Source organism: Mesorhizobium sp. M0663 (assembly GCF_040320585.1).
Taxonomy (GTDB): domain Bacteria; phylum Pseudomonadota; class Alphaproteobacteria; order Rhizobiales; family Rhizobiaceae; genus Mesorhizobium.
Map to the genome: position 1 here is coordinate 47029 of NZ_JAMYPX010000008.1, position 20615 is coordinate 67643.

Sequence of the window (20615 nt, forward strand, 5' to 3'; positions counted from 1 at the left end):
CGATTTACCGCTCGATCGTGCCGGTGCGGCGGATCTTCTTCTGCAGCAGAAGGATGCCGTAAAGCAGCGCTTCGGCGCTCGGCGGGCAGCCGGGCACGTAGATGTCGACCGGCACGATGCGGTCGCAGCCGCGCACCACCGAATAGGAATAATGATAATAGCCGCCGCCATTGGCGCATGAGCCCATCGAGATGACGTAGCGCGGCTCCGGCATCTGATCGTAGACCTTGCGCAGCGCGGGCGCCATCTTGTTGGTCAGCGTGCCGGCAACGATCATGATGTCGGACTGACGCGGAGACGCGCGCGGCGCGACACCGAACCTCTCCGAGTCATAGCGCGGCATCGACGTATGGATCATCTCGACGGCGCAGCAAGCGAGACCGAAGGTCATGAACATCAACGAGCCGCTGCGCGCCCAGGTGATCAGCGCCTCGGTCGAGGTGACGAGAAAGCCCTTGTCGGCGAGCTCGTTGTTGATCTCCAGGAAGAATGGATCGTCGGACCCGACCGGCCTGCCGGTGTTGGGATCGATGAGGCCCTTGGGCTTCGGCGCGACGAGCGTGCCGGAACTGTCGTTCAATCCCATTCCAGCGCTCCTTTTTTCCATTCATAGGCAAAGCCGATGGTCAGCACCGCCAAAAACACCATCATCGACCAGAAACCGAGCATGCCGATCTGGCTGAACGACACCGCCCACGGAAACAGGAAGGCCACCTCCAGATCGAAGATGATGAACAGGATCGACACCAGGTAGAAGCGGATGTCGAATTTCATGCGGGCGTCATCGAACGAGTTGAAGCCGCACTCATAGGCCGAAAGCTTTTCCGGATCGGGGTTGCGATAGGCCACCAGGAAGGGTGCGGCGAGCAGCGCCAGCCCGACGATCAGCGCCACGCCGATGAACAGGACGATGGGCAGGTACGAACCTAAAAGTGCGTTCATGCTGCAGTTTCCGTTGGCGGCCAATCCACTCTGATTACAGCACCGGACCCACTTGCGGAAGCGTGACAGTTTAACCACTGAACCGTTTTAAGGAGGCTCTATGCTGCAACGCGGCGAGGGTTAGCGCAGCGCTTTCGGCGAAGCAAGTCAAACCTTGTTCAAATCGCGGTGCTGGACGGCATATCCGGGAAAACTGGTCCGATCCGCTCCTGTTTGATTTCCTTCACTTTTTACTCCACTTTTCTCTCCTGACATGAATGCCGCCAAAACCCTGTTAGCATGGCACGGAATCGCAGGTCATTTTCTCTGTCTAAAATCGTCCGGATGCCGCCTTCATGAAGGAAAAAATCTCGCTTGCCATGGCCCGCCGCATTGCGCTCGCGGCACAGGGATTCAATGACCCGCGCCCCACCGGCACGCCTGACCGCCGGCATCTGGCCCGCGTGCTTGCCCGTACCGGCCTGCTGCAGATCGATTCCGTCAGCGCCGTGGTGCGCGCCCACTATATGCCGCTCTATTCGCGGCTTGGCCCCTACAAGCTGGCGCTGCTCGACGACGCCGCCGTAACGCGCAAGCGCATGGTCTTCGAATATTGGGCGCACGAAGCCTCCTTCTTGCCGGTCGAGACCTATCCGCTGATGCGCTGGCGCATGCAGCGGGCCGAGTGCGGCGACGAAATGTACAGCGGACTGGCCAAATGGGGCCGCGAGCACGCCGCCTATATCGAAGACATCTATCGCGAGGTCGCCGAACGAGGCCCGATCGCGGCGTCGGCTTTCGAAGGCCAGAAGGGTTCGGGCGGCTGGTGGGGCTGGAGCCATGCCAAGCACGCCTTCGAATGGCTGTTCTGGGCCGGCCGCATCACCACGGCGCATCGCCGCGGCTTCGAACGGTTCTACGATCTGCCGGAGCGCGTATTGCCGCCGGCGGTACTCGCGCTACCGGTTCCCCGTCCCGAGGATGCTCACCGCGAATTGCTGCGCATCTCGGCCCGCGCCCACGGCATCGCCACGGCAGGAGACCTGCGCGACTATTTCCGCCTCTCGCCCGCCGACATCAAGGGCCGCATCGAGGAGTTGGTCGAGGCCGGCGACCTGTTGCCGGTGAGCGTCGAAGGCTGGAACAAAACAGCCTATCTCCACAAGGACGCCCGTTTGCCGCGCAAGATCGAGGCGCGCGCCTTGCTCGCGCCGTTCGATCCTGTCGTCTTCGAACGATCGCGCACCGAGCGGTTGTTCGACTTCCACTACCGCATCGAGATCTACACGCCGGCCGAAAAGCGCCAGTATGGCTATTACGTGCTGCCGTTCCTGTTCGGCGACAGCATCGTCGGGCGCGTCGACCTCAGGGCCGACCGCCCGGCCGGCGTCTTGCGCGTCCATGCCGCCTATGCGGAGCCCGGCGCCTCGCTGCAAACCGCAGCCGAGCTTTTCGAAGAATTGAAGCAGATGCAGGGCTGGCTCGGCCTGGAACGCATCGAGGTGACCGCTGCCGGCGACCTCGGCCGGCCGCTCGCGGATATCGCCGCGTCATAGACGTGCGTTGACACGACTGCCTCCACAAGCCTAAATCCGTTCCAGACGGTCCCCTGCCCGCAACGGCAGGGGCCAAGAGGGAATGCGGTGCGAAATCTCGATTTCAAATCCGCGGCTGTCCCCGCAACTGTAAGCGACGAGCCTCGGCCGAAAACCACTGGGATATTCCCGGGAAGGCGGCACCCAGGCGATGACCCGCGAGCCAGGAGACCTGCCGTCTAGGACATAAGAATCCGATCGCCTGGCGGGTTTTCCGGGCAAGGAGCCTGATTTGGAACACGACAGCAGTTTTCCGGCTGAGACAGCGGATTTATTGTCCGGCCATGGTGATTCCCCGGCCGGCGTTACCGTCATCGTCTGCTCGTCCTGCCGTGACGAGACCGGTTCGGACGCTTATCCGCGCGCCGGCGAACTGCTCGCAGAGGACACGCGCCGCGCCGCTTCCAGCGAAAACATCAAAATCCGCACCGTCGAATGCCTCGGCAATTGCAAGCGCCGGCTCAGCGCGGCCATGCTGCGCGACGGCTGCTGGAGTTACGTCTTCGGTGATCTGACCACGACCAGCGGCGCCGATCTCGTCACCGGGGCAAAGCTGTTCGCCACCTCGACGGATGGGCTCATTCCATGGCGCGGCCGTCCCGATTGCCTGAAGCGCGGCCTGGTTGCCCGCATCCCTCCCCTTGACCTTTTGAAGGACCTGACATGACCGCTGCCTCCCTTTCGCGCGTTCCCTGCACCGTGGTCACCGGCTTTCTCGGCGCCGGCAAGACGACGCTGATCCGCCATTTGCTCGAAAACGCCAAAGGCAAGCGCCTAGCCATCATCGTCAACGAGTTCGGCGACATCGGCATTGACGGCGAGATCCTGAAGGGCTGCGCCATCGACACCTGCCCCGAGGAAAACATCGTCGAGCTGGCCAATGGTTGCATCTGCTGCACCGTCGCCGATGATTTCGTCCCGGCGCTGGACCAGATCCTGTCGCTGACGCCGAGGGTCGACCACATCCTGATCGAGACATCCGGCCTCGCTTTACCCAAGCCGCTGGTCCAGGCCTTCCAGTGGCCGTCGGTGAAAAGCCGCGTGACGGTGGACGGCGTCATTGCCGTGGTCGACGGACCGGCGCTGGCTGATGGCCGCGTAGCCAACGACATGGACGCCCTGCAGGCCCAGCGCGCGCAGGACGAGACGCTCGACCATGACGATCCGGTCGAGGAAGTGTTCGAAGACCAGCTCGCCTGCGCCGACCTGATCATCCTGTCGAAGAGCGACCTGATGGACGCAGCCGGCTCGGCCCGTGCCAATGCCGTCATCGGCAAGCACGTTGCGCGGGCGGTGAAGATCGTACCGACTTCGCAAGGCAAGGTCGACCCGTCGGTGCTGCTCGGCCTCGGCCTCGCCGTCGAGGACGACATCGAGAACCGCAAGACCCACCACGACGACGAGCTCGACCACGAACATGACGATTTTGACTCGTTCGTCATCGACATCGCGTCTGTGTCCAACCCGGACGAGCTCGCACAACGGGTCGCCACGGCGGCGGAGGAAGAAAACGTGTTGCGCGTCAAGGGTTTCGTCGAAGTCGGCGGCAAGCCGATGCGGCTCCTGCTGCAGGCCGTCGGTCCGCGCGTCAACCACTATTACGACCGCGCCTGGACCGCTGAAGACGACCGCCGCTCGCGCCTGGTCGTCATCGGCCTGAAAGGGCTGAACCGCCCCGCCATCGAGCGTATCCTCGCCGGCTGACCCCAGGTACGAGCCGCGATGCACATCCTCACCACCACATCCGCCTCGCTCGACGATCTCGCCGAGCCTGTCGATCTCAGGCAAACGCCTGCGGATGTCGTGGCGCTGTCCTTCACCGACAGCGACCTGGCCGGGCTGGCGGCGGCGTGGAAGGCAGATGCGCACCGCCTGCCGTCGATGCGGCTCGCCGCCTTGCGCGACCTGCGCCATCCGATGTCCGTCGACCTGTGGATCGACAGCGTCGCCCGCCACGCCAAGGTCATTCTGGTCCGCATCCTCGGCGGCTATGACTGGTGGCGCTATGGCTGCGACCAGCTCGCCGTTATCGCGCGAAATCGCGGTATCAAGCTGGCGCTCCTACCGGGCGAGAGCCACGACGAGGATTTGCGACTGATCGAAGGCTCGACGCTGCCGCGCGAGGAGTTGGACGCCCTGCTTGGCTATTTCCGCGAGGGCGGGCCGGCAAATATGACGGCGCTGGTGCAGAGGCTGGCAAGTCTCGCTGGATCGGGTGCGGCGGTAGCCGAACCTGTTAGCGTGCCAAAGGCGGGATTTTACGAGCCGGGACTGGGGGTCGTAGAACGCGGCGTCCCCCTCCCCCTCGAGGGGAGGATCCGGCCGCAGGCCGGGGGTGGGGTCCTCTCCGAAGCGCGCCTACACAAAACGTCGCGCACTGCCGTGACGACCCCACCCGGCCCTGCGGGCCACCCTCCCCGCGAGGGGGAGGGGGGCGTGGGGGCAATTGTCTTCTACCGTTCGATGCTGCTCGCCGCCGATGTCGCGCCCATCGACGCGCTTTTCGAAGCCCTGCGCCACCGCGGCATGGCTCCCGTGCCTATGTTCGTCTCCAGCCTCAAGGACCCGGCGTCGCTCGCCTTTGTCGAAACCGCGCTCGCAACCCTGAAGCCTGCCGCCACCATCACCGCCACAGCTTTCGCCTCGGGTGCCGAGCCCGGTGTCGAAACCCTGTTCGACCGCGCCGGCGTGCCGGTGTTCCAGGTCATCGTCGCGACCACCCGCCGCGACATCTGGCAAACCAATCAGCGCGGCCTGGCGCCCGCCGACCTTGCCATGCATGTCGTCCTGCCCGAGCTCGACGGCCGCATCCTGGCCGGCGCCATTTCATTCAAGGGCGAAAGCGAAACCGACCCGGCGCTGGCCTTCCGCGCCTTCGCCAACCGGCCTGAGCCCGACCGCGTGGCGCAAGTGGCGAACCGTGTCGAGGCCTTCGTGCGCCTGCAGCGGACGCCGCGTGCGGAGCGCAAGCTCGCCATCCTGATCCCCGACTATCCGAGCGCCCCCGGTCGCACCGGCTACGCGGTTGGTCTCGACGTGCCGTCCAGCGTGCTGGCAATGCTGCACGACCTGAGCGAACAGGGCTATGCCGTTGAAAGGATTCCGCAAACGCCGCGCGAGTTGCTGGAGACGCTGGAGCGTGGAGGTGAAGGGTTGGGGTTTGAGGACTATCTCGGGTACTCGGCGGAATTGCCTGCTGAAGCGATAGCTGCAGTGACGGCCGCATGGGGGAATGCGGGAGATGAGACAAGTTTGTGCGAGGCACCCCCCTCTGTCCTGCCGGACATCTCCCCCTCAAGGGGGGAGATTGGCAGTTTCGCCGACGGCTCTCGCTCAACATCCTTGGTGATTGGCGAAAGCAGAGACAACAGCGCAATCTCCCCCCTTGCGGGGGAGATGTCCGGCAGGACAGAGGGGGGTGTTCAAGCGCCTGCCGCCGCAAAATTCGCCTTCCGCGCAGCCACCTTCGGCAACGTCACCGTGGCACTCGCACCTGACCGCGGGCGCTCAGCCGACCGCCGCGCCGACTATCACGACCCGACGCTGCCGCCGCGCCATGCGCTGGTCGCCTTTGGCCTCTGGCTGCGCAAGTCGCTCGGCATCCATGCAATTGTCCATGTCGGCGCCCATGGCACGCTGGAGTGGCTGCCCGGCAAGACCGTTGCGCTCAGCGAAAACTGCTTTCCCGAGATAGTCACCGGTCCCCTGCCCGTCATCTATCCCTTCATCGTCTCCAACCCGGGAGAGGCAGCGCAGGCCAAGCGGCGCATTGCCGCCGTCACGCTCGGCCATCTGCCGCCGCCGCTGACCGGCGCCGGGCTGGACGAAAACCAGCACAGGCTTGAACGACTGGTTGACGAATATGCCCAGGCCGACGGGCTCGACCGCCGCCGCCGCGACCGCCTGGCGAAGCTGATCGTCGAGACGGCGGAAAAGACCGGCCTCGCCTCAGAGGCAGGCGTCGCCAGGACCGACGCAGCCGACGAGGCTTTGCGCCGCATCGACGCCTGGCTCTGCGATCTCAAGGATTTCGCCATCAAGGACGGCCTGCACATTTACGGCCGCTCGCCGGAAGGCGAGGCTGATCCGGTACGGCGGCAAAGTGCGGCAGCTGAAAAAACCGCGCTGCTTGCCGCCCTCGATGGCCGCCACGTCGCTGCCGGTCCGGCCGGTGCGCCGGCGCGTGGCCGGAGCGATGTGCTGCCCACCGGCCGCAATTTGTTTACCGCCGCCCCGCGCACCGTGCCGACGCCGACCGCCTATGATCTGGGCAAGGTGGCAGCGGAAGAAGTGGTCCGCAGCTACATGCAATCGCATGGCGACTGGCCGCGCTCGCTGGTCATCGACCTGTGGGGCTCGGCCTCGCTGCGCACCGGCGGTGAGGAGATCGCGCAAGGCCTGGCGCTGATGGGCTGCCGGCCGCAATGGGATTCCGCCACCGGCCGCATCACCGGCATAGATGTGCTGCCGCCGGCAACACTCGGCCGTCCGCGCATCGATGTCACCTGGCGCATATCGGGCCTGTTCCGCGACATGTTCCCGACCCAGATCGCGCTGATCGACGCCGCGGCCAACGCGGTGGCGACCCGCGACGAGGATGATTCGGAAAACCCGCTCGCCGCTAGGACCCGCATCGACGGCAAGATCAGCCCGCGCATTTTCGGCACCTCGCCGGGCACTTACGGCGCGGGCGTCGAGGACTTGTTGTCGAGCGGCGACTGGGCCGCGCGCGAAGAGATCGGCCGCACCTATCTCGCCGCCACCTCGCACGCCTATGGCGGCTCCGAGGGCAAAGGCATTTCGGCGCCCGGCGCGTTCGAGGATCGCCTCGCCGAGGCCGATCTTCTGGTTCATACCGGCGACGACCCCGGCCGCGACATCCTCGAAGGCTCGGCCGACGTCGCCTTCATCGGCGGCTTTTCTGCAGCACTTGCCGCGCTCGGCAAAAACGCCGACGTGATCGTGCTCGACACCACGGACCCGCAAAGACCGAAGCCGCGCTCGGTTGGTGAGGCCGTATCCCGGGTAGTTCGCGCCCGCGCGGTCAACCCGCGCTTCATCGCCGGCCAGATGCGTCATGGCCCGCGCGGCGCCTCGGAATTCGCCGAGACGGTCGACCGGCTTGTCGGCTTTGCTGAGACTACCCATGCCATATCGGGCACGCTGATCGAGGCGATGCACGACGCCTATCTTGGCGACCCCGTGGTGCGCGCCTTCATACTGCGCGAGAACCCGGCGGCGGCGAAGGTGATTGCCGAGCGTTTGCTGTCGGCACGGCGGCGCGGGCTCTGGCATCCGCTGCGCAATTCGATCGATGACGATCTCGCCGCACTGATTGCCGAAGCGCAAGCTCTGGGAGTGGCGGCATGAACGCTTTCTCGCGCCGTGGCGCCTGCCCTGCCTTGTCCGCGCCGATGCAGACCGGCGACGGGCTGCTGGTGCGGCTCAATCCGGTCGCTGGAGGACTGTTGCCGAAATCGTTGATCGGACTCTGCGAATCTGCCTTGCGCCATGGCAACGGTATCATGGAAGTGACCGCCCGCGGCAGCCTGCAGATCCGCGGCCTGACGTCGGCAAGCGCGCGGCTGCTGGCGATGGAGGTCGATGCGCTCGGCATCGCGGTGCGCACCGGCGTGCCCGTCGAGACCGGCCCGCTGGCCGGGCTCGACCAGGAGGAGATAGCCGACCCGCGCCCAATGGCGCAGCGGATTCGGGCGGCAATTGAGGACGCCGGTGTTACGCAACGGCTTGGCCCGAAGGTGTCGGTGATTGTTGACGGCGGCGGGCAGCTGACAATGGATGCGGTTACGGCCGATGTCAGGCTGGTCGGGGTGCGGGCCGCCGACGGAATTAAGTGGCGGGTATCGCTCGCCGGAGATGCGCAGGGTGCCACGCCGCTGGCGATGTCCGAGGAAGATGCGGCTTGTGACATCGCCGTCGCCATTCTCAGGATGGTTGCCGAAAAGGGCCGCGATGCCCATGCGCGGGATTTGACGGCGAGGCAGCTGAGATCTCTCGCAAGTTGGCGATCCGTCGCGCCCCCCTCTGTCCTGCCGGACATCTCCCCCACAAGGGGGGAGATCGGCAGCTTCGCCGGCGGCTTCCCCCCAGCACCTTCGGCGATTGGCGAAATCGGAGACGAAGGCGCAATCTCCCCCCTAGAGGGGGAGATGTCCGGCAGGACAGAGGGGGGCGCGAAGGATCGCCGGCCCATCGGAGTTTTCGATCTGGCAGCCGGCAGTACCTCCCTCGGCATCGGCCTGCCGTTCGGCAGCATACCAGCGCAAAAACTTATCGATCTCACCCAATACGCCCTCATCCTCGGCACCACCGAAATCCGTCTGGCGCCGGGTCGCACGCTGCTTTTGCTTGGCCTCTCCCCAGCCGCATGTCTTTCACTCCAGAAAACCGCCGCAACCCTCGGCTTCGTCACCGACGCAGCCGATCCGCGCACCAGGATCGCCGCCTGCCCGGGTGCTTCCGCCTGTGCCTCGGGCCGCATCGCGACACGCAACATCGCCGAGACCATCGCCGTGGAAGACCGCGATATCCTCGATTCCTCGCTGACGCTGCACATCTCCGGCTGCGCCAAGGGTTGCGCCCATCCCGGTCCGGCGGCGCTGACCCTGGTCGGTGGCGAAAACGGAGCCGGACTTGTCGTGGACGGGACGGCAAAGGCATTGCCCGCCGGATACAGGCCGGGCTACGACGCCGCGCACGGCATCGGCCGCGTTGCAGCGATGATCCGCAGCGCACGACATTCCGGCGAAACCGCTGCCGCCTGCCTGGCAAGGCTCGGCGCGGCCGGCATCACCGAAATCTACCGACAGGAATGAGCATGCCCGCCCAGAACGCCTACGACTACATCCATGACGGCACGGCGATCTACGAGCGCTCCTTCGCCATTATCCGCGCCGAGGCCGACCTGTCGCGCTTTTCCGAAGCCGAGGCCGAAATCGCTATCCGCATGATCCACGCCTGCGGCCAGGTCGATGCTTGCAGGCACTTCGTTTTCTCGAGCGATTTCGTCGCCGCTGCGCGCACGGCGCTGGGGGCCGGCGCGCCGATCTTCTGCGACGCGCAGATGGTCTCGCATGGCGTCACGCGCGCCCGGCTTCCGGCCGGCAACGAGGTGATCTGTACGCTGCGCGATCCGCGGACCGCCGACATCGCGAAAAAGATCGGCAACACCCGCTCGGCCGCGGCGATCGACCTGTGGGGCGAGCGCATGGCCGGTTCGGTCGTCGCCATCGGCAATGCGCCGACAGCCCTTTTCTATCTGCTGGAGAAGCTGCGCGACGGCGCCCCGAAGCCGGCGGCGATCATCGGCATGCCGGTCGGGTTTGTCGGCGCCGCTGAATCGAAGGATGCGCTGGCCGAAAATTCCTATGGCGTGCCTTACGCCATCGTGCGCGGCCGGCTGGGCGGCAGCGCCATGACCGCCGCCGCCCTCAATGCATTGGCGAGGCCGGGCCTATGAATGCGATTGCAAAAGGCAGGCTTGTCGGCGTCGGCACCGGACCCGGCGACCCGGAACTCTTGACGCTGAAGGCAGTGCGCGCGCTGGCCGAGGCCGATGTCGTCGCGCATTTCGCTAAGCGCGGCAACAACAGCAACGCCCGGGCCATCGTCGAAACCCATTTTCGCTCCGATTTGATTGAACTGCCGCTGCTCTATCCGGTGACGACCGAAATCGACAAGGATCACAGCGATTACCGCTCGCAGATCACCGATTTCTACGAGGAATCGGCCGAAAAGGTCGCCGCGCACCTCAGCGCCGGCAGGATGGTCGCTGTGCTTTCGGAAGGCGACCCGCTTTTCTACGGCTCCTACATGCATCTCCATGTCCGGCTGGCGCACCGCTTCCCGACCGAAGTCATTCCCGGCATCACCGCCATGTCCGGCTGCTGGTCGGCGACCGGCCTGCCGATCGTCCAGGGCGACGACGTACTGACCGTATTGCCCGGCACCATGAGCGAATTCGAGCTGATGCGCCGCCTCGCCGACACCGACGCCGCCGTGATCATGAAGGTCGGCCGCAACCTGCCCAAGATCAAGCGCGCGCTGGAGGCAACCGACAAGCTGGCGCGGGCCATCTATGTCGAGCGCGGCACCATGCCGGGCGGTGTCTCGATGCGGCTTGCCGACAAAAAGGATGGCCAGGCGCCTTATTTCGCCATCGTGCTGGTGGCCGGCTGGTCGGGCCGGCCAAACGCATTGAGAGCCGAAGCATGAGCGGCCGCCTCACCGTCATCGGCCTCGGGCCCGGCGACGCCGACCAGGTGACGCCGGAGGCAAGCCGCGCCGTTGCCGAGGCAAAATTCTTCTATGGCTACAAGCCTTATCTTGACCGGCTCGATCTGCGCCCCGACCAGATTCGCGTCGCTTCCGACAATCGCGAGGAACTCGCGCGCGCCAAGGACGCGCTGCTGAAGGCTGCGGAAGGCCACGATGTCGCCGTCGTGTCGGGCGGCGATCCCGGCGTCTTCGCCATGGCCGCGGCCGTCTGCGAGGCGATAGAGGCGGGCCCACCCGAATGGCGCGCGGTCGACATCGCCATCGTGCCCGGTATCACCGCCATGCTCGCCGTCGCCGCCCGCATCGGCGCGCCGCTCGGCCACGATTTCTGCGCCATATCGCTGTCCGACAATCTGAAGCCGTGGGACCTGATCGAGCTACGCCTGCTGGCGGCAGCGGGCGCCGGCTTCGTCATCGCGCTCTACAACCCGATCAGTAAGGCGCGCCCATGGCAGCTAGGCCGCGCCTTCGAATGCCTTGCTGCGATCCTGCCCGGCACCACGCCGGTGATCTTCGGCCGTGCCGCCGGCCGTCCCGACGAGCGCATCGAGGTTTTTCTGCTGGCGGACGCCGATGCCGCGAAGGCCGACATGGCGACCTGCATCATCATCGGCTCGCCGGAAACCAGGATCATCAAGCGGGGTGACAAGGCCGCGCTGGTCTACACGCCGCGTTCGGCAGCTGGCCCAAGAACATGACCGACCAGAAAATGATCGACCATCGCGGCAAGAGATTCGACGGTCTCAGCCGACGTGACGTCCGGCAGCGCCGGCCTGCGGATCATCACCACCTCGATTCCCAGCGCTCGCGCGGCCGCGATCTTGCCGTAGGTTGCCTCGCCGCCGCTGTTTTTGGAAACAACGACTTCGATGTGGTGTTGCAGAAGCAGGGCATGTTCGTCGACTTCCCGAAACGGCCCGCGCGCCAAGAGATAGGTCGCGTCGGGCACAGCGAGCCTGGGCTCGACCGGGTCGACACTGCGGATGAGATAATGATGCTGGGGAGCGGCCTTGAAGGCAGCGACCTCCTGTCGCCCGAGCGCCAGGAATACGCGGCGCGGCACCGATCCCAAAGCCGTCACCGCGCTGGCAACGGTGTCGACCAACATCCAGCGATCACCTTCGACCGCCTCCCATCCGGGACGCCTGAGCGTAACGATAGGCACGCCGGTCATGCGCGCTGCTTCCGCCGCATTGGCGGAGATTCGCGCCGCATAGGGATGCGTGGCGTCGATCAGCAGGTCGATCTTGTTCTGGCGGAGATACGCCGCCAGCCCGCCGGCACCGCCGAAGCCGCCGACCCGCACCGGCACCCCCTGCGCGGCCGGGTTTTCGGTGCGGCCGGCCAGCGACAGTATGACCGAAATATCCGGGCGCGCGGCCAGCTTTCCGGCCATTTGCCGGGCTTCGGTGGTTCCGCCGAGGATCAGAATGCGGTGGGTCATCATGCCTGCTGAAGCTCCGCGCGGCGCCAAGCTCACCTCAAAGTGGCTCACGATCATCGGCATCGGCGAGGACGGTGTAGCGGGTCTCGGCGACGAGGCCAAGCGGTTGATCGCGGAGGCCGAATTCGTCTTCGGCGGCAAGCGCCACCTTGCCCTCGTCGCGTCGCTCGCCAAAGGTGAAGCGCGCGCCTGGCCGACACCTTTCGATGCCGAGCTGCGCGACGTGCTGGCGCTCTCCGGCAGACGCGTCTGCGTGCTGGCCTCCGGCGATCCCTTCTACCACGGTGTCGGCGTCACCCTTGCCCGCAAGGTCGCTGCAGAGGGTATGCGGGTGATCCCCGCGCCCTCGGCCTTCTCGCTGGCCGCCGCCCGCCTTGGCTGGCCGCTGCAGGATATCGAGACCGCCTCGCTGCATGGTCGCTCGCTCGACCTGATCCGGCCGTTGCTGCATCCTTGCACCCGCATTCTCGCGCTGACCTCGGACAGCGATGCACCGGGAGCGATTGCCCGTCTCATGACCGAACTTGGCTTCGGCGCTTCGCGGTTGACGGTGCTGGAGGCGCTGGGTGGGCCGAACGAAAGGCTGCGCTCGGCGAGCGCCGGCACTTTCGACCTCGAAAAGATCAACCCGCTCAACGTGCTCGCGATCGAAGTTGAATCGACTTCGCAAGCACGCATCCTGCCGCTGACAGCGGGACTTGCCGATCATTTGTTCGAGCATGACGGCCAGATCACCAAGCGCGAAGTGCGCGCCGTCACCCTGTCCGCTCTCGCGCCAAGACGCGGCGAACTGCTGTGGGACATCGGCGCCGGATCGGGCTCCATCGGCATCGAATGGATGCTGGCCCATCCCTCCATGCGCGCCATTGCCGTTGAGGCCGATCCGGCCCGCGCCACCCGCATCCGACGCAACGCCCCGGCCTGCGGCGTTCCCGGTCTCACCGTCGTCGAAGGTTCGGCACCGCAAGCTCTTGCCGGGCTGGAGACGCCCGCGGCGATCTTCGTCGGCGGCGGCGGCAGCGATGCCGGCGTGCTGGAGGGAGCCATCGATGCCTTGCCTGCCGGCGGCCGCCTTGTCGCTAATGCGGTGACCCTGGAGATGGAGGCGCTGCTGCTTTCCCGTCACGCCGCGCACGGCGGCCAGCTCACCCGCATTGCTATATCCCGTGCTTCGCCGGTTGGTTCGATGCAGGCCTGGCGGCCGGCTATGCCGGTCACTCAATGGAGCTGGGTGAAGCCATGATGGTCGCGGGCATCGGCAGCCGCAAAGGCGTCAGCGCGCGCGACGTGCTTGCCGCGGTAGAAACCGCCCTGGAAGCGCACGGGCTTGCCCTGCCCGCGCTTTCAGCCCTCGCGACCGCGTCTCTCAAGCAGGATGAAGCGGCAATCTTCGCCGCCGGACGCGAACTCCGCCTTCCGGTGATCGTCGTCGAACAGGATGAACTCAAAGCCGCATCTACGACCAGCCGTTCCGACCTATCGCAGGAGCATGCCGGCACGCCGTCGGTTTCCGAAGCCTCGGCGCTTGCCGCCGCCGGCAAAGGCGCAAAACTGCTCGGGCCGCGCACCGTGCTCGGTGCTGTCACTTGCGCCATCGCCATCAGCGGAGATGCGGTATGACCGTTCACTTCATCGGTGCCGGCCCGGGTGCTGCCGACCTCATCACCTTGCGCGGCAGCCGCCTGCTCGGCAGTTGTCCCGTCTGCCTCTATGCCGGATCGATCGTCGCGCCGGAGCTGTTGCAGCACTGCGCGCCCGGAACGAGGTTGATCGACACCGCGCCGATGTCGCTCGACGAGATCGAGGCCGAATATCTGGCCGCCCACGCGGCCGGCAATGATGTCGCCCGCCTGCATTCCGGCGATCTTTCGGTGTGGAGCGCCGTTGCCGAGCAGATCCGCCGGCTGGAAAAGCACGGCATTCCTTACACGCTGACGCCGGGCGTGCCGTCCTTCGCCGCTGCGGCGGCAGCGCTGCGCCGCGAGCTGACCATTCCAGAAGTCGCGCAAAGCCTGGTGCTGACCCGCATCTCCGGCCGCGCCTCGCAAATGCCTCCCGACGAAACGCTGGCCGGCTTTGGCCGCACCGGCGCCACGCTGGCCATCCACCTTGCCATCCACGCTATCGACCGCGTCGTCGCCGAGCTAACGCCGCATTACGGCGCCGACTGCCCGGTGGCGGTCGTCTTCCGTGCCTCCTGGCCGGACGAGCGCGTGCTGACCGGCACGCTGGCCACCATCGAGGCGCAACTGGCCGCCGATCCGATGGAACGCACGGCAATCATCTTCGTCGGCCGCTCGCTGGAGGCGGAGGGCTTTGGCGAAAGTTCACTGTACGACGCGCACTATCAGCGACGCTTTCGCGGACGGGACGGATTGTGAGCGGCAGCAACAGAAACACTACGGTCGAGCAGGCGCTCACCCGGCTCAACTTCAAGCCGCGCCAGCTTGAGCCCGGGCATGTCTGGCTGGCCGGCGCCGGCCCTGGCGATCCCGGCTGCCTGACGCTGGAAGTGCTAGCCGCCCTCGGACAGTGCGACGCGCTGGTTTATGACGCGCTGGTCTCGCCAGAAGTCGTCGCTGTCGCCGAGGGCGCGGAACTGTTCTATGCCGGCAAACGCGGCGGCAAGCCGTCGATGAAGCAGGACGACATAACCGCTCTGCTGGTCCGGCTGGCGCGCGCGGGCCGGCGCGTCGTCAGGCTCAAGGGCGGCGACCCCTATATTTTCGGGCGTGGCGGCGAAGAGGCGCTGGCGCTGGCCGGGGAAACTATCCCGTTCCGCATCCTGCCTGGCCTGACGTCCGGCCTCAGCGCGCTGGCCGCGACCGGCATTCCCGGCACCATGCGCGGCATCAACAAGGCGCTGATCCTGGCGACCGGCCATGCCGCCGGCACCGATGATGATCTCGACTGGGCGGCAATCGCCCGCACCGGCCAGCCGGTGGTCATCTATATGGGCATGGCCAATCTGCCGCTGATCGCCGCCTCGCTGCTCGAGGGCGGGCTGGCGCCTTCGACGCCCGCCGCGGTGATTGTCGCTGCGACGACACCGCAGGAACGGATCGTCGTCGCCACGCTCGCCACGATTGCCGAGGAAACGGCCACAGCCGGCTTGACCTCGCCGGCGCTGATCGTCGTCGGCGGTATTGTCGCGATGCGCGCGGCACTGGCGGGTGAGTCATGACCCGCGCCATCATCATCGGCGCGCCGCGCTCGGGCTCGGGCAAGACCAGCGTCACCATCGGCATTTTGCGCGCACTTGCCCGGCGCGGCCTGAAAGTGCGCGGCGCCAAATCCGGCCCGGACTATATCGATCCTGGCTTCCACACCGCCGCCACAGGCTTGTCCGGCATCAATCTCGACAGCTGGGCAATGCCGCCCGCCCTGCTCAACGCACTGGCCGGCGAAGCGACCGAAGATGCCGATTTCATCTTCCTCGAAAGCGCCATGGGCCTGTTCGACGGGATCCCTGCTGCTCCAGGCCGTTCCGGCTCGGCTGCCGACCTTGCCCGGCTTTACGGCCTGCCGGTGCTGCTGGTGCTCGACGTCTCCGGACAGTCGACCACGGCGGCGGCCGTCGCCAAGGGTTTTGCCACTTACGATCCGGATGTGCGCATGGCCGGGGTCGTGCTCAACCGGCTGGGCAGCGAGCGCCACCGCCGGTTATGCGGCGATGCCATCGAGGCACTCGGCCTGCCTGTCGTCGGTGCCATCCTGCGCGATCCCTCGCTCAACCTGCCCGAGCGCCATCTCGGCCTCGTCCAGGCCGGCGAATATGAGAATCTGATGGCGCATCTCGACCGCCTGGCCGACATGGTCGAGCGCTCGCTCGATCTCGACGCCATCATGGCGCTGGCGGCGCCATTCACGCCTGCGCCGGGCAATTTCGGCGACGCGCTGCCGCCGCCCGGCCAGCGCATTGCACTCGCCGAGGACGCCGCCTTCACCTTCCTCTATCCGCATGTCGCCATGCATTGGCGCAAGGCCGGCGCCGAAATCGTGCCGTTCTCGCCGCTCGCCGATGAGGCGCCTGGCGACGATTGCGATATCTGTTGGCTGCCCGGCGGCTATCCCGAGCTTCACGCCGGCCGCCTCGCCGCCGCCGCGAATTTCAGGGCGGGCATGGCGAGGTTCGCCGCCACGCGGCCGGTGCATGGCGAGTGCGGAGGCTTCATGGTGCTCGGCGAGGCACTCGAGGACGCGTCGGGCGAGACGCATCGGATGCTTGGCCTCCTCGGCCATTCGACCAGCTTCGCCAAGCGCAAGATGAACCTCGGCTACCGCGAGGCACGGCTGCGGTCCGGGTGTCCGCTCGGCAGCCAAGGCACGCTGATCCGCGGTCACGAATTCCACTATGCGCAGATGATTGCGACCGGCAGTGACGAGCCGCTGGCCGACCTCGCCGACGGGCAAGGCAATCCGCTCGGCGCCTCCGGCTACCGGCGCGGCAATGTCAGCGGCACGTTCTTCCATGCCATTGCGAGGGGCGGATGAACGCCTCGCAACGGCAGCTCCTCGAAGACATCGCGCTTTGCCTCGTCTTCTTCACCCGGCTGCCGCTGCCCGGAACCGACTTCCGTGGCCGCAGCTTTGCCGCTGCGATCTGGGCTGCACCGGTCGCCGGTCTCGCCGTCGCTCTGGCCGGTGCGCTGGTCTACGCCATCGGGACAAGGCTCGGCCTAGCCGCAGGTCCTGTTGCCGCGTTGGCCCTTGCCGCGATCTTGCTCGCTACCGGCTGCCTGCATGAGGACGGGCTTTCGGATGTCGCCGACGGTTTTGGCGGCGGCAAGACGCGCGACAGAAAGCTGGAGATCATGCGCGACAGCCGCATCGGTGCCTACGGCGCTTGTGCACTTGCTGTCTCGCTGCTGATCCGCTGGAGCGTACTCTCTGGATTCGCCGGCCCGGCTCATGTCTTCTGGGCCCTCATTGCCGCGCATGCCGCTTCGCGCGGCCTGCTCGGCGCCTTCATGCACCTGCTGCCGCCGTCCCGCAGCGACGGCCTTTCGGCCGAAGCGGGCACCGTCTCGGCTAAAACAGCTGGCATCGGTGCCGTACTCGGTGCGGTCGCGCTGCTGGCGCTTGGGTTCAGTGCTGCCATGTTCGCGCTCATCCTGCTTGCGTTCTTGTTTGCCGCGTTTCGAGCGCTTTGCCTCAACCAGATCGGCGGCCAGACCGGCGACACCGTCGGCGCCCTGCAGCAGCTCGGCGAGATCGCAATCCTGCTCGTCGCTTCCGTTTCCCTGTCTTGACTCTGTTTCGGAGATTTTGCCCCATGCCTTTCAAATCGCTCGATGAACTGCGCGCCGCCTGCCTCGACCTGCACAGCGGCAGCGACGCCGCGGCCAACGCCGTCGCCCACCGCCAGGACACGCTGACCAAGCCGCAAGGCAGCCTCGGCCGGCTGGAGACAGTAGCCGCCTGGCTGGCGCGCTGGCAGGGCCGCGACATACCAAAGCTCGACCGCGTCAAGGTTTTCGTCTTTGCCGGCAACCACGGCGTCACCGCGCAAGGCGTGTCGGCCTTCCCGTCGGAGGTCACCGTGCAGATGGTGGCGAATTTCGCCGGCGGCGGCGCCGCCATCAACCAGCTTGCCCGCATCGCCGGCGCGGAGCTGGACGTCATCCCGCTCGATCTCGATCGCCCGACCGGCGACTTCACGCAAGAGCCGGCGATGGAGGACGAGGTCTTCCTCGCCGCCGTCTCAGCCGGCTACGACGCGATCAGCAAGGAACTCGACCTCGTCTGCTTCGGCGAAATGGGCATCGGCAACACCACGCCGGCGGCGGCCATCTCGACCGCTCTGTTCGGTGGCGGCGCGGAACGATGGACAGGGCGTGGCACCGGCCTCGACGATGCCGGCCTTGTGCGCAAGATTGTCGCCATTGAGGCCGGCCTCAAGCGCCACGCCATGGCGCTGGCCGATCCGCTGAAGATAGCGGCAGCCCTCGGCGGGCGCGAGCTTGCGGCGATCTTGGGCGCAACACTGGCGGCGCGCCATCTCGGCGTGCCGGTGCTGCTCGACGGCTTCGTCTGCACCGCCGCCGCGGCACCCTTGGCCGGGCTGCATCCCGCCGGCCTTGCCCACACTATGGCCGCTCACGTATCGGCCGAATCCGGCCACCGCCGCCTGCTCGAAGCGCTCGGTCTGCCACCCTTGCTCGACCTCGGCATGCGGCTCGGCGAAGGCTCCGGCGCCTGCCTCGCCATCAACATCGTCCGCTCGGCACTCGAATGCCACGCCCGCATGGCAAGCTTTGCGGAGGCTGGGGTCTCGGAGAAGTAAGGCGGAGCCAAGCGCGGATCGCGTTGATGAACAAACGCTCACAGATCTTCGGAGACCCGAAACAGGGGCTTCGCGATATTCTTGCTCGGATCATCAGAGATTTCGACAGCAAGAGCGGCGCCTTTGCCGGGCTGAAATACAATTCGCCGTGGATACTCGCCACCGAGGATTGGGCAGAGCGATCGGGCCATACGGTCGAAGAGCTATGCGAGATGATTTCTCAATGGCGAATCTCAATCTTTTCTGGCGAGCAGACAGACCCGAGAATCGTTCAGATTTTTGAAGATCTTCGCAGCGCCGCGGAAGATTGGCGAACCGAGACAGACTACATCGGTCCACCCCTTCCCTACGATCCTGAAGAGGCAAAATTCCCCAATCGCAAAGAACTGAAAGCGCATACCCTCAGGGCTTGGGATTCTTTGGGATTATCGACGCAGTGGCATCACTACGATGCCCGAGACCTTAGTTTTAGCGGAATTGTCGAAGATAGATTTGGTCACGAAATTAGATTCTCGATGACCTTCAAGCTGGCATATGGTGGTCCAATAAGGTTGTTCTTCCAATTTCCTTACTATTCGGAAGGCGATCCGAGACATCTAGACCTCTTTATGCTTTCAGGCTGTTTTGTCTGTCAGGACCTCCGTTTGCCCGAAGCACTCGACCTTAAATGGACCGTCGGTAAAAGCAGGACAAACTTCGATGCCGTCGACGGCGTCTTGGCCATAGTGCGGGCGATCCTCAGCTGTCTGCGGCCGACTATCCAATAGCGGTTGCATAAATGCGGCCACCCGATAGCGGCGAAACATCCGGCTTTCTAGGTCTTTCCACCAATTTTCTGAAAAATTTGGTGGGTGCGCACAGGATTGAACTGTGGACCCGCTGATTAAGAGTCAGCTGCTCTACCAACTGAGCTACGCACCCACTCGGCCGGCAAAACCGGCGTTGGCGGGCATATAGCCGCCGATATCCGCCATGTCCAGCCCTGCCGGATTCATTTCCCGACAAATCGCACGGGGTCTCGTCATCCCTGGGCGGAGCGAACGCGAAGCGGAGCGCAGACCCTGGGATGACGAAACGTAAGGGTAGGATCAGACAAAAAACCTGCCTTCAGCCACCTTCACCGCATGGCCGCCGATGCGGGCGGCCGCCAGTTTGCCGCCTTCGACATTCAGTTCGAGGCGAATGCGCGAAGGCCGGCCCATCTCCAGCCCCTGCTCGATCCATAGTTGTGAAACACCGTCGGTCGGGCCGTCGAAATGCATGATCGCGCCGGCGAACGCGGCCGCCGCCGACCCGGTCGCCGGGTCTTCGTAGGACGGATTGCCAGGCACCATCATGCGGACATGGAAGGCGCTGTCGTGATGCACCGTCTCGCGGCAATAGACATAGGGGCTGGCGAAGGCCCAATCGCTCTTGCGTGGTGCGAGCTCCGACCAGGCCTGGTTGTCCAGCCTGATCCGGGCGGCCGCCTCCAGATTGGCGACGGGGATGGCCACGTAGGGCACGCCCGCCGACCAGAACGAAACGCGGTGGTTCTCGAAGCCGATCTCGTGCGGTCCGAGGCCAAGGGCGGCGCCGATCGCCTCGGGATCGGCCGACAATGCCAGTTGCTCCGGCAGTTTTGCCAAGTCGAACTCGGCGAAGGTCGAACCGTCGTGCTTGCTGACAGCGCAGCGCACCGGGCCGATATTCTCCTCGAGCACGAAGATGCCGGCGGCCTCTCCCGCCATTTCGGCGAGCGCTATCGCCGAGCCGACGGTTGGGTGGCCGGCGAACGGCATTTCATAGTCGGGCGTGAAGATACGGATGCGGGCCCGGTGCTTCGGGTTGTCCGGCGGCAGCACGAAGACGGTTTCGGAGAGGTTGAACTCGCGCGCCACCGCCTGCATCGCCGCAACGTCCAGCCCATCACAGTCGAGCACCACGGCCAGCGGATTGCCGGCCAGCCGGTTGGTGGTGAATACGTCGTAAAGCAAGTAATTCCGCGGCTGCATCTCAGTAAGTCCTCTGCCTCATTCCCAACATGAGCGAAATTTAATTTGAATTTTGAACCATAAGGCCTGATTTGTGC

The 20615-nt window shown here is 65.7% G+C and carries 20 protein-coding genes, 1 tRNA gene and 1 riboswitch; of the genes, 16 read left to right on the plus strand and 5 right to left on the minus strand.

Going from position 1 to position 20615, the window contains the following annotated elements; translation table 11 throughout:
• Positions 1–4: 4 nt before the first annotated feature.
• The gene (locus tag NKI54_RS16675) at positions 5–586 is read right to left on the minus strand and encodes a NuoB/complex I 20 kDa subunit family protein (RefSeq protein WP_023670824.1); all 582 of its coding nucleotides are present in this window, start codon (positions 584–586) and stop codon (positions 5–7) included.
• Positions 577–942 carry an NADH-quinone oxidoreductase subunit A gene (locus NKI54_RS16680; RefSeq protein ID WP_023676631.1) on the minus strand — a complete coding sequence of 122 codons (366 nt, stop codon included), beginning with the start codon at positions 940–942 and terminating at the stop codon, positions 577–579. Before NKI54_RS16680 ends, NKI54_RS16675 begins: the two co-directional genes overlap by 10 nt.
• 335 nt (positions 943–1277) lie before the next feature.
• On the opposite strand from NKI54_RS16680, the gene NKI54_RS16685 reads away from it, so the two are divergent.
• From NKI54_RS16685 to NKI54_RS16720, 8 genes are all read left to right on the plus strand, one after another.
• On the plus strand, positions 1278–2477 hold the full coding sequence (locus NKI54_RS16685; RefSeq protein ID WP_352636684.1) for a winged helix-turn-helix domain-containing protein: 1200 nt from the start codon (positions 1278–1280) through the stop codon (positions 2475–2477).
• Between the two features lie 29 nt (positions 2478–2506).
• Positions 2507–2710: riboswitch (cobalamin riboswitch) on the plus strand.
• A 38-nt stretch (positions 2711–2748) separates the two neighbouring features.
• Positions 2749–3183, plus strand: coding sequence for a DUF1636 family protein (locus NKI54_RS16690; RefSeq protein ID WP_352636683.1), 435 nt, complete (start codon positions 2749–2751; stop codon positions 3181–3183).
• Complete coding sequence (gene cobW, locus NKI54_RS16695; RefSeq protein ID WP_352617406.1) at positions 3180–4220, plus strand: cobalamin biosynthesis protein CobW; 1041 nt, start codon at positions 3180–3182, stop codon at positions 4218–4220. Before NKI54_RS16690 ends, cobW begins: the two co-directional genes overlap by 4 nt.
• A gap of 18 nt (positions 4221–4238) precedes the next feature.
• The gene (locus NKI54_RS16700) at positions 4239–7886 is read left to right on the plus strand and encodes a cobaltochelatase subunit CobN (RefSeq protein WP_352691982.1); all 3648 of its coding nucleotides are present in this window, start codon (positions 4239–4241) and stop codon (positions 7884–7886) included.
• The gene (gene cobG, locus NKI54_RS16705) at positions 7883–9352 is read left to right on the plus strand and encodes a precorrin-3B synthase (protein ID WP_352570390.1); all 1470 of its coding nucleotides are present in this window, start codon (positions 7883–7885) and stop codon (positions 9350–9352) included. Before NKI54_RS16700 ends, cobG begins: the two co-directional genes overlap by 4 nt.
• Positions 9349–9996 (plus strand): precorrin-8X methylmutase, encoded by a 648-nt coding sequence (locus tag NKI54_RS16710; protein WP_502896706.1) that lies wholly within the window; start codon positions 9349–9351, stop codon positions 9994–9996. Before cobG ends, NKI54_RS16710 begins: the two co-directional genes overlap by 4 nt.
• Positions 9993–10751: a precorrin-2 C(20)-methyltransferase gene (locus tag NKI54_RS16715; RefSeq protein ID WP_352570392.1), complete on the plus strand. Its 759-nt coding sequence runs from the start codon at positions 9993–9995 to the stop codon at positions 10749–10751. Before NKI54_RS16710 ends, NKI54_RS16715 begins: the two co-directional genes overlap by 4 nt.
• On the plus strand, positions 10748–11512 hold the full coding sequence (locus NKI54_RS16720; RefSeq protein ID WP_352570393.1) for a precorrin-3B C(17)-methyltransferase: 765 nt from the start codon (positions 10748–10750) through the stop codon (positions 11510–11512). The genes NKI54_RS16715 and NKI54_RS16720 overlap by 4 nt, the downstream gene beginning before the upstream one ends.
• Here NKI54_RS16720 and NKI54_RS16725 read toward each other — a convergent pair.
• Positions 11476–12258 (minus strand): cobalt-precorrin-6A reductase, encoded by a 783-nt coding sequence (locus tag NKI54_RS16725; RefSeq protein WP_352636681.1) that lies wholly within the window; start codon positions 12256–12258, stop codon positions 11476–11478. The two genes, NKI54_RS16720 and NKI54_RS16725, sit on opposite strands and share 37 nt — an antisense overlap.
• Position 12259: 1 nt before the next feature.
• Here NKI54_RS16725 and cbiE point away from each other — a divergent pair, with 1 nt between their 5' ends.
• From cbiE to NKI54_RS16765, 8 genes are read left to right on the plus strand one after another with little or no spacing between them, the layout of a single operon-like run.
• Positions 12260–13501, plus strand: coding sequence for a precorrin-6y C5,15-methyltransferase (decarboxylating) subunit CbiE (gene cbiE / locus NKI54_RS16730; protein WP_352636680.1), 1242 nt, complete (start codon positions 12260–12262; stop codon positions 13499–13501).
• Complete coding sequence (locus NKI54_RS16735) at positions 13498–13878, plus strand: cobalamin biosynthesis protein (RefSeq protein ID WP_352490360.1); 381 nt, start codon at positions 13498–13500, stop codon at positions 13876–13878. Before cbiE ends, NKI54_RS16735 begins: the two co-directional genes overlap by 4 nt.
• Positions 13875–14639: a precorrin-4 C(11)-methyltransferase gene (cobM, locus tag NKI54_RS16740; protein ID WP_352636679.1), complete on the plus strand. Its 765-nt coding sequence runs from the start codon at positions 13875–13877 to the stop codon at positions 14637–14639. Before NKI54_RS16735 ends, cobM begins: the two co-directional genes overlap by 4 nt.
• Positions 14636–15442, plus strand: coding sequence for a uroporphyrinogen-III C-methyltransferase (gene cobA / locus NKI54_RS16745; protein ID WP_352636678.1), 807 nt, complete (start codon positions 14636–14638; stop codon positions 15440–15442). The genes cobM and cobA overlap by 4 nt, the downstream gene beginning before the upstream one ends.
• Positions 15439–16752 carry a cobyrinic acid a,c-diamide synthase CobB gene (locus NKI54_RS16750; protein ID WP_352636677.1) on the plus strand — a complete coding sequence of 438 codons (1314 nt, stop codon included), beginning with the start codon at positions 15439–15441 and terminating at the stop codon, positions 16750–16752. Before cobA ends, NKI54_RS16750 begins: the two co-directional genes overlap by 4 nt.
• Positions 16749–17510, plus strand: coding sequence for an adenosylcobinamide-GDP ribazoletransferase (cobS, locus tag NKI54_RS16755; protein ID WP_352636676.1), 762 nt, complete (start codon positions 16749–16751; stop codon positions 17508–17510). Before NKI54_RS16750 ends, cobS begins: the two co-directional genes overlap by 4 nt.
• A 23-nt stretch (positions 17511–17533) precedes the next feature.
• Entirely contained in the window at positions 17534–18544 is a 1011-nt protein-coding gene (cobT, locus tag NKI54_RS16760) for a nicotinate-nucleotide--dimethylbenzimidazole phosphoribosyltransferase (protein ID WP_352691984.1), read from the plus strand.
• A 26-nt stretch (positions 18545–18570) separates the two neighbouring features.
• The gene (locus NKI54_RS16765) at positions 18571–19311 is read left to right on the plus strand and encodes a hypothetical protein (protein WP_352636674.1); all 741 of its coding nucleotides are present in this window, start codon (positions 18571–18573) and stop codon (positions 19309–19311) included.
• A gap of 78 nt (positions 19312–19389) precedes the next feature.
• Here the strand turns inward: NKI54_RS16765 and NKI54_RS16770 are convergent.
• Positions 19390–19465: transfer RNA gene (locus NKI54_RS16770), tRNA-Lys, on the minus strand.
• 167 nt (positions 19466–19632) lie between these two features.
• Positions 19633–20538 (minus strand): PhzF family phenazine biosynthesis protein, encoded by a 906-nt coding sequence (locus NKI54_RS16775; RefSeq protein WP_352636673.1) that lies wholly within the window; start codon positions 20536–20538, stop codon positions 19633–19635.
• Positions 20539–20615 lie beyond the last annotated feature (77 nt).

Excerpts from the sequence above, each read along its gene's own strand:
- NKI54_RS16675 (WP_023670824.1), bottom strand. The coding sequence starts at position 586 with ATGGGATTGAACGACAGTTCCGGCACGCTCGTCGCGCCGAAGCCCAAG.
- NKI54_RS16680 (WP_023676631.1), bottom strand. The coding sequence starts at position 942 with ATGAACGCACTTTTAGGTTCGTACCTGCCCATCGTCCTGTTCATCGGC.
- NKI54_RS16685 (WP_352636684.1), top strand. The coding sequence starts at position 1,278 with ATGAAGGAAAAAATCTCGCTTGCCATGGCCCGCCGCATTGCGCTCGCG.
- cobW (WP_352617406.1), top strand. The coding sequence starts at position 3,180 with ATGACCGCTGCCTCCCTTTCGCGCGTTCCCTGCACCGTGGTCACCGGC.
- NKI54_RS16700 (WP_352691982.1), top strand. The coding sequence starts at position 4,239 with ATGCACATCCTCACCACCACATCCGCCTCGCTCGACGATCTCGCCGAG.
- cobG (WP_352570390.1), top strand. The coding sequence starts at position 7,883 with ATGAACGCTTTCTCGCGCCGTGGCGCCTGCCCTGCCTTGTCCGCGCCG.
- NKI54_RS16710 (WP_502896706.1), top strand. The coding sequence starts at position 9,349 with ATGAGCATGCCCGCCCAGAACGCCTACGACTACATCCATGACGGCACG.
- NKI54_RS16715 (WP_352570392.1), top strand. The coding sequence starts at position 9,993 with ATGAATGCGATTGCAAAAGGCAGGCTTGTCGGCGTCGGCACCGGACCC.
- NKI54_RS16720 (WP_352570393.1), top strand. The coding sequence starts at position 10,748 with ATGAGCGGCCGCCTCACCGTCATCGGCCTCGGGCCCGGCGACGCCGAC.
- NKI54_RS16725 (WP_352636681.1), bottom strand. The coding sequence starts at position 12,258 with ATGACCCACCGCATTCTGATCCTCGGCGGAACCACCGAAGCCCGGCAA.
- cbiE (WP_352636680.1), top strand. The coding sequence starts at position 12,260 with ATGCCTGCTGAAGCTCCGCGCGGCGCCAAGCTCACCTCAAAGTGGCTC.
- NKI54_RS16735 (WP_352490360.1), top strand. The coding sequence starts at position 13,498 with ATGATGGTCGCGGGCATCGGCAGCCGCAAAGGCGTCAGCGCGCGCGAC.
- cobM (WP_352636679.1), top strand. The coding sequence starts at position 13,875 with ATGACCGTTCACTTCATCGGTGCCGGCCCGGGTGCTGCCGACCTCATC.
- NKI54_RS16750 (WP_352636677.1), top strand. The coding sequence starts at position 15,439 with ATGACCCGCGCCATCATCATCGGCGCGCCGCGCTCGGGCTCGGGCAAG.
- cobS (WP_352636676.1), top strand. The coding sequence starts at position 16,749 with ATGAACGCCTCGCAACGGCAGCTCCTCGAAGACATCGCGCTTTGCCTC.
- cobT (WP_352691984.1), top strand. The coding sequence starts at position 17,534 with ATGCCTTTCAAATCGCTCGATGAACTGCGCGCCGCCTGCCTCGACCTG.
- NKI54_RS16765 (WP_352636674.1), top strand. The coding sequence starts at position 18,571 with ATGAACAAACGCTCACAGATCTTCGGAGACCCGAAACAGGGGCTTCGC.
- NKI54_RS16775 (WP_352636673.1), bottom strand. The coding sequence starts at position 20,538 with ATGCAGCCGCGGAATTACTTGCTTTACGACGTATTCACCACCAACCGG.